General features: G+C 49.3%; 9 protein-coding genes. 3 read left to right on the top strand and 6 right to left on the bottom strand.

Annotation, left to right across the window (positions count from 1 at the left end; genetic code table 11):
- Positions 1-69 precede the first annotated feature (69 nt).
- From rpsA to gyrA, 6 genes are all read right to left on the bottom strand, one after another.
- Positions 70-1740, bottom strand: a complete 1671-nt coding sequence (gene rpsA, locus Q4491_RS01760; protein ID WP_192015321.1) for a 30S ribosomal protein S1 — start codon at positions 1738-1740, stop codon at positions 70-72.
- A gap of 93 nt (positions 1741-1833) precedes the next feature.
- Entirely contained in the window at positions 1834-2526 is a 693-nt protein-coding gene (gene cmk, locus Q4491_RS01755; protein WP_237796043.1) for a (d)CMP kinase, read from the bottom strand.
- A gap of 150 nt (positions 2527-2676) precedes the next feature.
- On the bottom strand, positions 2677-3960 hold the full coding sequence (aroA, locus tag Q4491_RS01750) for a 3-phosphoshikimate 1-carboxyvinyltransferase (RefSeq protein ID WP_192015319.1): 1284 nt from the start codon (positions 3958-3960) through the stop codon (positions 2677-2679).
- A gap of 176 nt (positions 3961-4136) precedes the next feature.
- Positions 4137-4379, bottom strand: coding sequence for a hypothetical protein (locus tag Q4491_RS01745; RefSeq protein ID WP_303453776.1), 243 nt, complete (start codon positions 4377-4379; stop codon positions 4137-4139).
- Between the two features lie 77 nt (positions 4380-4456).
- Positions 4457-5539, bottom strand: coding sequence for a 3-phosphoserine/phosphohydroxythreonine transaminase (gene serC, locus Q4491_RS01740; protein WP_218383114.1), 1083 nt, complete (start codon positions 5537-5539; stop codon positions 4457-4459).
- Positions 5540-5778: 239 nt separating this feature from the next.
- The gene (gene gyrA, locus Q4491_RS01735) at positions 5779-8421 is read right to left on the bottom strand and encodes a DNA topoisomerase (ATP-hydrolyzing) subunit A (RefSeq protein WP_218383110.1); all 2643 of its coding nucleotides are present in this window, start codon (positions 8419-8421) and stop codon (positions 5779-5781) included.
- A 335-nt stretch (positions 8422-8756) separates the two neighbouring features.
- Here gyrA and ubiG point away from each other — a divergent pair, with 335 nt between their 5' ends.
- The 3 genes from ubiG to nrdA all read left to right on the top strand — a co-directional run bounded on the left by ubiG (position 8757) and on the right by nrdA (position 12975).
- Complete coding sequence (gene ubiG, locus Q4491_RS01730) at positions 8757-9467, top strand: bifunctional 2-polyprenyl-6-hydroxyphenol methylase/3-demethylubiquinol 3-O-methyltransferase UbiG (protein WP_192015315.1); 711 nt, start codon at positions 8757-8759, stop codon at positions 9465-9467.
- 179 nt (positions 9468-9646) lie between these two features.
- Positions 9647-10363, top strand: coding sequence for an HAD family hydrolase (locus tag Q4491_RS01725; RefSeq protein ID WP_225445107.1), 717 nt, complete (start codon positions 9647-9649; stop codon positions 10361-10363).
- Positions 10364-10707: 344 nt separating this feature from the next.
- Positions 10708-12975: a class 1a ribonucleoside-diphosphate reductase subunit alpha gene (gene nrdA / locus Q4491_RS01720; RefSeq protein ID WP_192015314.1), complete on the top strand. Its 2268-nt coding sequence runs from the start codon at positions 10708-10710 to the stop codon at positions 12973-12975.
- The last annotated feature ends 3 nt before the right edge of the window (positions 12976-12978 follow it).

Genomic DNA, 12978 nt, shown 5'->3' with positions numbered 1-12978 from the left:
CCCCGTTTTTAGTATGTTTCTCAATAGTATAACCGTTAAGGGGGAAAATGCTTCCCCCCTTGGGGCAAATTATTCGCCTTTAGCCGCTTTAAACGCGTCAGCCATAGCATTACCGAATGCAGATTCGTCCTGCTGGTTCAGGCTAGCCATTGCTTCTTGCTCTTCGTCTTCGTCTTTCGCACGTACAGACAGGTTGATAACGCGGTTCTTACGGTCAACACCGGTGAACTTCGCTTCAACTGAATCGCCTTCAGACAGAACCAGAGTTGCGTCTTCTACGCGGTCACGAGAAGCTTCAGATGCACGCAGGTAACCTTCTACGCCTTCAGCCAGCTCAATGGTTGCGCCTTTAGCATCAACGGCAAGCACTTTACCGTTTATCAGAGTACCTTTCTTGTTCAGAGCTACGAAGCTGTTGAACGGGTCTTCTTCGATTTGCTTAACGCCCAGAGAGATACGCTCACGCTCAGCATCAACAGCCAGAACAACTGCTGAAATCTCGTCGCCTTTCTTGAAGTCACGAACAGCGTCTTCGCCTGCAACATTCCAAGAAATGTCAGACAGGTGAACCAGACCGTCAATGCCACCGTCCAGACCGATGAAGATACCGAAGTCAGTGATAGACTTGATCTTACCAGTTACACGGTCGCCTTTAGCTTGTGCTTCAGCGAACTGCTGCCAAGGGTTAGCTTTACATTGCTTCAGACCCAGGCTGATACGACGACGTTCTTCGTCGATGTCCAGAACCATAACTTCAACTTCGTCACCCACGTTAACCACTTTAGATGGGTGGATGTTCTTGTTGGTCCAGTCCATTTCAGACACGTGTACCAGACCTTCAACGCCTTCTTCGATTTCAACGAAGCAGCCGTAGTCAGTCAGGTTAGTTACGCGACCAGACAGCTTAGTACCTTCTGGGTAACGCTTAGCGATAGCAACCCATGGATCTTCACCCAGTTGCTTCAGACCCAGAGATACGCGAGTACGCTCACGGTCGAACTTCAGAACTTTAACGTTGATTTCGTCACCAACATTAACGATTTCTGATGGATGCTTAACGCGTTTCCAAGCCATGTCAGTGATGTGCAGCAGGCCGTCAACACCGCCCAGATCTACGAATGCACCGTAGTCAGTCAGGTTCTTAACGATACCTTTAACTTCCATGCCTTCTTGCAGAGAAGCCAGCAGCTCATCACGCTCAACGCTGTTTTCAGATTCGATAACAGCACGACGAGAAACAACAACGTTGTTGCGCTTCTGGTCCAGCTTGATAACTTTGAACTCTAGCTCTTTGCCTTCCAGGTGAGCAGTGTCACGTACTGGACGAACGTCAACCAGAGAACCAGGCAGGAACGCACGGATGCCGTTCAGCTCAACAGTGAAGCCACCTTTAACTTTACCGTTGATGATACCAATAACGGTTTCAGCATCTTCGTAAGCTTTCTCAAGCTGGATCCAAGCTTCGTGACGCTTCGCTTTCTCACGAGAAAGTTGAGTTTCACCGAAACCGTCTTCAATCGCGTCCAGAGCTACGTCAACTTCAACGCCAACTTCGATTTCCAGCTCACCAGCAGCATTTTTGAACTGCTCAGCAGGAATAGCTGACTCAGATTTCAGGCCAGCGTCAACCAGAACGAAACCGTTCTCAATGGCAACTACAGTACCTTTAACGATCGCGCCAGGGCGTGTTTCGATTTCTTTTAGAGACTCTTCAAAGAGTTGAGCAAAAGATTCAGTCATTTAAATAATCTTCAGTATATGAACAACCATGGGTATCCTACCGCATGGGGTTGAAAACAAAGTCAGTTATCATTCCTTGACACCGACATACCATCAGGCCGATTTCTCAGCCGACAATTTTTCTTCAATGTGAGCCAGCGCCAGTTCGGTCACTTGCTCAATCGACAGATGCGTAGAGTCTAGCACTAAAGCATCTGCTGCGGGGCGTAATGGCGCAACAGCACGGTTGCGGTCGCGATCATCACGCTCCTGAATTTCGCTTAAAAGACTGTCAAAGTTAACACTTAAGCCTTTTTGTTGCAACTGGTTCATGCGGCGTTTGGCGCGCTCTTCGGCGCTGGCATCCAGGAAAATTTTTACTTCAGCGTTAGGAAAAACCACTGTACCCATATCACGTCCATCCGCAACCAGGCCAGGCTCTCCGCTAAATGCACGCTGGCGGCGTAACAATGCTTCACGCACCCGAGGCAATGCCGCAACTTTTGACGCTGCATTGCCAACGTCTTCAGTACGTAATGTGGTAGAGACGTCCTCTCCTTCCAGAATCACTTTCACCAGTTCGCCTTCTGCAAGGAACTGCACATCCAGATGCGCAGCCAGTGGAACCAATGCGGCTTCAGAGTCCAGTTCTACACCATGATGAATTGCTGCCAGTGCCAGTACTCGGTAAATAGCACCAGAATCCAGTAAATTCCAGCCCAGCTTATCTGCCAACAGCATGCAAAGTGTTCCTTTACCGGCTCCACTTGGCCCATCAACAGTGATCACTGGTGCGTTTGTAGACATAGAATTCTCCGAATTTGTTAAACCTTCAGCAAACTTGCTGTTTCAACGCGGGCCGTATTATACGGTAAATTTGCCCTGGAGGCACTTCCAGTCGGGAAAAAAATCACCCAGCCTTAAGCTGGGTGACAGGGACAAATCTGAGGAAGTGGATCAATGGCTTAATGCGGCCAGTTTCTCAAAGTAATCCGGGAACGTTTTTGAGGTACACTTGGGATCATTAATCGTCACCGGTGTGTCTTCGCTCAGCGCAACTAACGAAAAACACATCGCCATGCGGTGATCGTCGTAAGTGTCGATGGCAGCATGCTGCAACTGCGCCGGAGGTGTGATGATAATGTAATCTTCGCCTTCCTCGACTGTCGCGCCCACTTTACGCAGCTCAGTTGCCATGGCGGATAAACGATCCGTTTCCTTTACACGCCAGTTATAGACATTACGGATAGCCGTCGTCCCTTCAGCAAACAATGCCGTTGTGGCAATGGTCATGGCCGCATCCGGGATATGGTTAAAATCCATATCCACACCATGAAGCGTGCCGCGACGGGCGATGACATAGTTATCACCCCACTCTATCTCAGCACCCATAGCCGCCAGTGCTTCAGCAAACTGGGTATCGCCCTGGATACTGGATTTACCAATTCCGGTAACTTTCACAGTACCGCCTTTAATGGCTGCGGCAGCAAGAAAATATGAAGCGGAAGAAGCATCTCCTTCTACCATAAAATCACCCGGTGCCTGGTACTGCTGGCCACCTTTTACGATAAAGCGCTGATAGTTGTCGTTCTCGACCTGTACCCCAAATTGCGCCATGATGTGCAGGGTAATATCAATGTAGGGTTTAGAAACCAGCTCACCTTTGATACGGATCACTGTCTCTTCTGACGCCAGAGGTGCGGTCATCAGAAATGCAGTCAGAAACTGGCTGGAAATTGAGCCATCAATCTCTACTTCACCGCCTTTGAGGTCGGCTCCCTTAATGTTCAGCGGCGGGAAACCTTCATTTTCAAGGTAAGTAATATCCGCGCCGGCACTGCGCAGTGCGTCGACCAAATGGCCAATCGGGCGCTCTTTCATCCGCGGCTCTCCGGTCAGCACATACTCACCCGAACCTAAACTCAAGGCCGCAGCTAACGGACGCATAGCCGTACCCGCGTTGCCCAGAAACAGCTCGAGCGGCTGTTTGGCATGAAATGCCTGACCCAGTCCCTGTACTTCACAGACGGTTTTATCCTCTGAAAGCTGATACGAAACGCCCAGCTTGGTGAGAGCATTGAGCATGTGACGGATATCGTCACTGTCGAGCAGATTCGTCAGACGCGTCGTGCCGTTCGCCAGTGCTGCCAGCAAGAGCGCCCGGTTAGACACACTTTTGGAACCTGGCAGGTTCACTTCCCCGTCAATACGCTGAATTGGCTGTAAAGTTAAACTCTCCATTGGGTGATTTTTCTATCCTGTTGTATTTGCGTTTCCGCAGAGTAACCAATATTTCGAAGTGATGCTAGTCATCCCAGGGCTCAAAACGCGCCATCCCGCGCCAGACTGAGCCTGACAGGGGATAAACCCTGCTTGCGAAACCTTGTGACAGGGTCATTTACACTGCCTGAATCCCGCTAGTCATCCAGACGACACTGGCTGCCGGCCGAGCCATCAAAATAACATTCCAGCTCAACCCACTGCCCGTCCGAGGAGGCTTTCGTCAGGCCGTCCTCCAGGTGAACCATTGAGATCATCAGCAATTCAACGCCATTCACAGACAGCGAGCCATTAACATACTGCGCTGTCCCTTCAATACTGAACCGATCCGTTGCGATCTGAGAAGAAGACTGTTCAAAGTCCACTTCCACGGCGCTCAACTGACCTTCAGCGGCAATCGCCAGGTATAAACAAACAAGCCGCCTTATCAGGCGGCTTGACGGCAGAGGTTCTTTACTCAGGCATTGTCGCGTTCGAATACCGCCATGAAATCGACCAGCGCCTGCACGCCTTCAATCGGCATCGCGTTATAAATAGAGGCCCGCATACCGCCAACCACACGGTGGCCAGCCAAAGCTTTCAAACCCGCGGCATCCGCCTGTTGCAAGAAGGCTTTATCCAGTTCCGCATTTTTCAGCTGGAAAGGAACATTCATCAATGAACGGTTAGCCTGATGCACCTCATTGCGATAAAAATCAGACTGATCAATAAAATCATAAAGCAATTTCGCTTTCGCTTCATTGCGCGCCTGCATCACTTCTACGCCACCGATGGCTTTCAGCCACTTGAACACTTCACCAGCCAGATACCAGGCAAAGGTGGGTGGTGTATTAAACATAGATTCTTTCTCTGCCAGCACTTTGTAATCCAGTATGCTTGGCAGGATGTCTTTGGCCAGACCCAGTAAATCATCACGAACAATCACGATTGTCAGGCCAGCAGGGCCGATATTTTTCTGCGCCCCGGCGTAGATCACCCCGTACAGTGACACATCGATTTTGCGCGACAAAATGGTAGAAGACATATCGGCAACAATCGGCTTGTCCGTCTGTGGCAAGTCACGGATCTCAATACCGTCGATAGTCTCATTCGGGCAGAAATGCACATAGGCCGCCTGTTCAGTCAGCGCCCAGTCACTCGCCGGCAGAACCGCTTTTTTGCCATCACGCTCGCAAGTGATATCGATAACATTCGGCTGGCAATATTTCTGGGCTTCGTCAACAGCACTCTGTGCCCAGTAACCGCCATCAATGTAATCCGCCGTGGTGGCATCGCCCAGCAGGTTCATCGGCACGGCAGCAAATTGTGCCCGTGCACCACCGTGGCAGAAAAGAACATGATAGTTGTCAGGAATAGTCAGCAGGTCACGTAAATCGCGCTCAGACTGTTCTGCTACAGCGATAAAGTCTTTACTTCGGTGGCTGATCTCCATGACCGAGGTTCCCAGACCATTCCAGTTCACCAATTCCTGTTGGGCTTTTACCAACACTTCTGCTGGCATCATTGCTGGACCTGCACAAAAGTTATAAACCTTATCCATGATGAGAAACATGCTCCTGCTTTGCGAAAATGTGGTGACCCTGTTATCAACATCATGAATAACCGGATCTGTGTTTTATTTTTTTACACCTTTCATTCGTTGCTGAAAACCTTTTTTGTTGAGTAAACAATAAAAAATACCGATAAACGCCAGCGAAACAAACAAGAGAGGCATTTTGCTAAAAAAATGTTATAAAAAAACGCAGCTCTTGAGCTGCGTTTTTAAGGTTAAGCTAACAATCAGTCTTCGCTGCTGTCTTTGGCTTCATCGCCTTCTTCAGGCAATACCGCATCGGTATCCGTTGTCACTTCCGCCACAACCTCTTCGCCGTCAACTTGCAGCAACTCGTCATCCTCAGGTTCCTCAATACGCTGAAGACCAACAACTTGTTCATCTTCTGCTGTACGGATAAGGGTAACCCCCTGAGTATTTCGACCTACGCGGCTGACTTCTGCGACACGGGTACGCACCAGAGTACCGGCATTGGTGATCATCATGAATTCATCACCCTCCTGTACCTGAACTGCACCGACCACAGAGCCATTACGCTCGGAGACTTTGATGGAAACAACACCCTGAGTTGCACGGCTCTTCGCTGGGTACTCTTCCAGGCTGGTACGCTTACCGTAACCGTTTTCAGTCACAGTCAGCACATCGCCTTCATTGCCAGGTACGATGAGCGACACCACTTTGTCGTCATTGGCCAGCTTGATACCGCGGACACCTGCCGCCGTACGGCCCATGCCACGCACTTGTTCTTCAGAGAAGCGCACCACTTTACCGGCGGCAGAGAACAACATAATGTCATTGCTGCTGTCTGTGATATTCACACCAATCAGTGAGTCACCTTCACGCAGGTTCACGGCAATAATACCGGCGCTGCGAGGACGGCTGAAATCAGTCAGCGGTGTTTTCTTAACCGTACCGTCGGCCGTTGCCATGAAGATAAACTTATCTTCTTCATATTCTTTCACCGGCAGAATCGCGGTAATACGCTCATTCTCTTCCAGCGGCAGAATATTCACAATCGGCTTGCCACGTGCTGTCCGGCTAGCCTGCGGCAACTGATAAACCTTCAGCCAGTACATCCGGCCGCGGCTTGAGAAGCACAGGATAGTATCGTGGGTATTGGCAACCAGCAGACGCTCAATGAAGTCTTCATCCTTCATACGCGTTGCTGCTCGGCCTTTACCACCGCGACGCTGTGCTTCGTAATCAGCCAGCAGCTGATATTTCACATAGCCATGGTGAGACAAAGTCACCACCACGTCTTCCTGAGTGATCAGATCTTCCAGATCGATATCGTGGCTGGCCGCTGTGATTTCGGTACGGCGAACATCATTGAACTGCTCTCGGGCAAGCTCAAGTTCACCACGAATCACTTCCATCAAGCGCTCAGCACTGCTCAGGATCAGCATCAGCTCTTCGATCTGAGTCAACAGACCTTTGTACTCGTCGAGAATCTTCTCGTGTTCCAGACCGGTCAGCTTGTGCAAACGCAGATCCAGAATTGCCTGTGCCTGTTGTTCCGTCAGGTAATACATACCATCACGAACACCCAGCTCAGCAGCCAGCCACTCAGGGCGAGCCGCATCCACACCGGCACGTTCCAGCATGGCTGCTACGTCACCCAATTGCCATGGACGGGCCAACAGGCCTTCACGGGCAATTTGCGGCGTCGCCGCCTGACGGATCAGATCGATGATTTCATCAATATTGACCAGTGCAATCGCCAGACCTTCCAGAATATGTGCACGCTCACGCGCTTTACGCAGTTCAAAGATGGTACGACGTGTCACAACTTCACGGCGGTGGTTAACAAAGCTTTCCAGCATCTCTTTCAGATTGAAAAGCTTAGGCTGGCCATTTTTATCCAGCGCCACCATGTTGATACCGAACGTAGTCTGCAGCTGAGTCTGTGCATACAGGTTATTCAGTACCACCTCAGCCACAGCGTCACGACGACACTCAATAACAATGCGCATACCGTCTTTATCAGACTCATCACGCAGTGCACTGATGCCCTCAACTTTTTTCTCTTTGACCAGTTCAGCGATTTTTTCAATCAGACGCGCTTTGTTGACCTGATAGGGAATCTCTGTGACAACGATGGTTTCTTTACCATTTTTGTCTGATTCAATATCGGCTTTAGAGCGCATGTAAACTTTACCGCGCCCCGTTTTATAAGCGTCAATAATACCTTTACGGCCACTGATCATCGCCGCTGTCGGGAAATCGGGGCCAGGTATATATTCCATCAGCTGGTCGATGGTAATTTGATCGTTGTCCATAAATGCCAGACAGCCGTCAATCACCTCACCCAAATTATGCGGTGGAATATTGGTCGCCATACCTACGGCAATACCGGACGCACCGTTAACCAGCAGGTTAGGAATTTTGGTTGGCAACACAGCAGGAATACGCTCTGTGCCATCGTAGTTGTCAACAAAGTCGACAGTTTCTTTATCCAGGTCGGCCAGCAGTTCGTGAGCAATTTTGCTCATCCGCACTTCGGTATAACGCATTGCTGCGGCTGAGTCGCCATCAATGGAACCGAAGTTACCCTGGCCGTCAACCAGCATATAACGAAGGGAGAAAGGTTGTGCCATACGAACAATAGTGTCGTATACCGCACTATCACCATGAGGGTGATATTTACCGATCACGTCGCCCACAACACGGGCAGATTTTTTGTATGGTTTATTCCAGTCATTACCGAGTACGTTCATCGCGAATAGTACGCGGCGATGTACCGGCTTCAGGCCATCACGCACATCAGGAAGAGCACGACCCACGATGACTGACATCGCGTAGTCGAGGTATGAGCCTTTCAGCTCCTCTTCAATGTTTACCGGCGTGATCTCTTTTGCAAGATCGCTCATGGAGCCACTATCCCTCAGGTAGATTCTGTCGTATTTTTATACGTGCAAGGTGCGGGAATATAGCATATTTCCCACTTAATAGGCACACCTTTCAGTGCCTTTCTTGTGAGTAATTTTGCGAATTGAAAATAAACTCTTGTCCTTCTGTGCAATCCTTGGGCCATCCTCCGACATCAAGTGAAGGTTTTTAATACAGAAAAACAGCGACAGGCCAAAGATTCACCAGCATCACTGTATTTTCTTGCGACAAAGCTAGGTTAGGCAAACAAGCATTTCATGTCAGCCGTCTTTCGCTATAATGCCCGCTCTGACATCAATGGAAATGGCGAGCAATAATGACCAAGCAGTTAAATGTCGATCCGGCAGAAATCAGTAAATTTGAAGAAATGGCATCACGCTGGTGGGATCTGGAAGGCGAGTTTAAGCCTCTGCACCAGATTAACCCACTGCGCTTAAACTATGTGATCGACCATGCCGGCGGACTGTTTGGCAAAAAAATCCTCGATGTGGGCTGCGGCGGCGGCATTCTGGCCGAAAGTATGGCCAGAGAAGGCGCGGATGTTACGGGCCTAGACATGGGTAAAGAGCCATTAACTGTGGCTCGTCTGCATGCTTTGGAAACCGGCACTAAGCTGGACTACATCCAGCAAACGGTTGAAGAACATGCTGAACAGCACCCCGGACTGTACGACGTCGTCACTTGTATGGAAATGCTGGAACATGTGCCGGATCCCGCCTCTGTGATTGCATCCTGTGCCAGATTGGTGAAGCCTGGCGGCCATGTGTTCTTTTCAACCCTGAACCGGAACATGAAATCCTATTTATTTGCGATTGTCGGAGCCGAGCAGGTCATGAAACTGGTCCCAAAAGGTACGCATGATCACAAAAAGTTTATTCGTCCGTCAGAATTGATGGCGATGGTTGATCTGACTGCGCTCGAAGACCGCCATATTACTGGTTTGCACTACAACCCACTTACCGACACCTACAAGCTGGGCCGTAACGTGGACGTGAATTATATCCTGCACACAGTGAAACCAGAATAAGTAACCTGTCACACCGCAGCCAGGCTGGTCATTCTGGTCTGGCTGACCTCACCTTTCTGCCTCGTTTGATCCAATACCCGGATTATGCCCATAATCCTACGACTTCGCCTTTTTGCTGATATGCTTTAAGCACATTCATTGCACACGTTTTATCAGCCTTTGAGATAAGGACACGGCCTATGTTGGGGTATCGGATTGACGCTGTACTTTTTGACCTGGACGGCACCTTGCTTGATACCGCTCCGGATATGGCAAGAGCGGCTAACAGAGTGCTTGCAGATTATGATGTTCAGCCACTGACCGCAGCGCAAATCCAGGCGAATACCAGTTACGGTGCCAATGGCTTGATAAAAGCGGGATTTGGCACAATACCCGCGCATCTGAACCCCACGCACCTCAGACAACAGTTCCTTGATTACTACCATGATGAAATTTGTTTAAAAACATCAATGTATAGTGGAATTGATACACTTTTATCCTATTTGAATAAAAATAAAGTACCATGGGGGATAATGACAAATAAACCTGAGTTTCTCACTCAGCGCCTGCTTCCCTACTTCCCTGTTTTGTCCGAAGCAGAAGTTGTCGTTTGTGGCGACACATTAGACAAAGCCAAGCCACACCCCGATCCGCTCTGGCATGCCTGCCAGCTCCTTAACATCCCACCTGAAAGTTGCCTGTATGTCGGTGACATTGAAAAGGACATGATTGCCGCGCGAGCCGCACGCATGCCAGGTGCTGTCGCAGGATGGGGATACATAGGTGATGAGCATCATCCCGACCTGTGGCAAGCTCAGGCGATCCTGCCTGAACCCGCCGCACTCATCCCCATACTGGAACAACATAATCGTAACGAAAGCGCCTTTTTTAACCAATCATGCTGCACGCAAAAATAGAGCGGAAAATCAGGAAAAATCAAGGGAAAAAAAATTTTTCCGGCGGAAAAAACAGGTGCTTTTTGTTTGCATTTTCCTATGACACTGGCAAGTCTGATGAAATAGGTGAGTACGCACTAACTATCCGTTTTACATCCCCATGTTATCCACAAGCGGTCAAAAAATACCAGCTTGCAAATTCGTATCCTCACCACTATCTTGTTTGCCACATGGCTTAACACCCCAACATATAGTGTTTTGGTCTATCATTTTAAGTGTAACGAAGATCACAATCTTCTTTTACTTTTTTAATAAAATTGCAAAAAAGCACTATAGATCAGGGAAAACTGGGAAAACGATTAAAAATGAATCAACAGCTAACTGTAACCAAGCGTGATGGACGCAAAGAACGCATCGATCTGGACAAGATCCACCGTGTCATTACCTGGGCCGCTGAAGGTCTGGAAAATGTGTCAGTGTCGCAGGTTGAGCTGAAATCTCATATCCAGTTCTACGATGGTATCAAAACAGAAGATATTCATGAGACCATCATTAAAGCAGCTGCTGACTTGATTTCGGAAGAGTCGCCAGATTACCAGTATCTGGCTGCCCGCCTTGCTATCTTCCATCTGCGTAAAAAAGCGTATGGTCAGTTCGAGCCACCTACACTGCTCGACCATGTCAGTAAAATGGTCGACAAGGGTAAGTACGACAAGCATCTGCTCGAAGATTATTCTGCCGAAGAAATGGCAGTGATGGATGACTATATCGATCACTGGCGCGACATGAACTTCTCGTATGCTGCAGTGAAGCAGTTAGAAGGTAAGTACCTTGTCCAGAATCGTGTCAGCGGTGAAATCTACGAAAGTGCCCAGTTTCTGTACATTATGATTGCAGCGTGTTTGTTCAGTAAGTATCCGAAAGATACGCGTCTGGACTACATCAAGCGCTTTTATGATGCTGTGTCCCTGTTTAAGGTTTCCCTGCCTACACCTATTATGTCTGGTGTGCGCACGCCAACCCGTCAGTTCAGCTCATGTGTACTGATTGAATGTGATGACAGCCTGGATTCTATCAATGCAACCGCCAGCGCGATTGTTCGCTACGTTTCCCAGCGTGCGGGCATCGGTATCAACGCAGGTCGTATTCGTGCCCTGGGCTCTGAAATCCGTGGCGGCGAAGCTTTCCATACCGGCTGTATTCCGTTCTACAAGTATTTCCAGACTGCGGTAAAATGCTGTTCTCAGGGCGGCGTTCGTGGTGGCGCTGCCACACTGTTCTACCCAATCTGGCACCGCGAAGTTGAATCTCTGCTGGTACTGAAAAACAACCGTGGTGTTGAAGAAAACCGTGTCCGCCACATGGATTACGGTGTTCAAATCAACAAACTGATGTATACCCGTCTGATCAAAGGCGAGACCATTTCTCTGTTCTCACCGTCGGATGTACCTGGGTTATATGATGCATTCTTTGCCGATCAGGAAGAGTTTGAACGCCTGTATGTGAAGTATGAGCAAGACAACAGCATCAAAAAGCAAACAGTAAAAGCCATCGATCTGTTCTCTCTGCTGATGCAAGAGCGTGCGTCTACTGGTCGTATTTATATCCAGAACGTTGACCACTGTAATACTCACAGCCCGTTTGACCCGGCTGTTGCGCCAATTCGCCAGTCTAACCTGTGCCTGGAAATCGCGCTGCCAACCAAACCGCTGAGCAACGTAGAAGATGAAAACGGTGAAATCGCGCTGTGTACTCTGTCTGCGTTCAACCTGGGTGCTATCGAGAACCTGGATGAGCTGGAGGAAATGGCTGAGCTGACTGTCCGCGCTTTGGATGCCCTGCTGGACTACCAGGATTATCCGCTGCCTGCAGCTCGTCGTGCGACCATGAACCGTCGTACTCTGGGTGTTGGTGTGATCAATTTTGCTTACTATCTGGCAAAACACGGTGTGCGTTATTCAGACGGCAGTGCGAACAACCTGACTCACCAGGCGTTTGAGGCCATTCAGTACTACCTGCTGAAAGCTTCTGTTGGCCTGGCCAAAGAGCGCGGCGCTTGCCCGGCGTTCAATGAAACCACCTATTCGAAAGGTATCCTGCCCATTGATACCTATAAGAAAGATTTGGACAAAATCTGTGGTCAGGAACTGCGTTATGACTGGGATGCGCTGCGTCAGGAAATCATGACTCACGGCCTGCGTAACTCGACGCTGTCTGCTCTTATGCCGTCTGAGACATCCTCTCAGATTTCTAACGCGACAAATGGTATTGAGCCGCCTCGTGGTTTCGTCTCCATCAAAGCGTCTAAAGATGGCATCCTGAAGCAGGTGGTTCCTGAATACAATAAGTACAAAGACAACTATGAGTTGCTTTGGAACATTGGCAGCAATGATGGCTACCTGCAACTGGTCGGTATCATGCAGAAGTTCGTCGATCAGGCGATTTCCGCTAATACCAACTACGACCCGAGCATTCAGCCAGGTGGCAAAGTGCCAATGAAACTCTTGCTCAAGGACCTGCTGACAGCGTATAAACTCGGCGTTAAAACTCTGTATTATCACAACACCCGCGATGGTGCTTCTGATGCGCAGGGCGATGTCGCTGCAGACGACTGCACCAGCTGCAAGATTTAATAA

The organism is Photobacterium sp. 2_MG-2023 (genome assembly GCF_030547675.1).
GTDB lineage: Bacteria > Pseudomonadota > Gammaproteobacteria > Enterobacterales > Vibrionaceae > Photobacterium > Photobacterium arenosum.
This window is presented reverse-complemented; position numbering and strand designations above follow the sequence as displayed.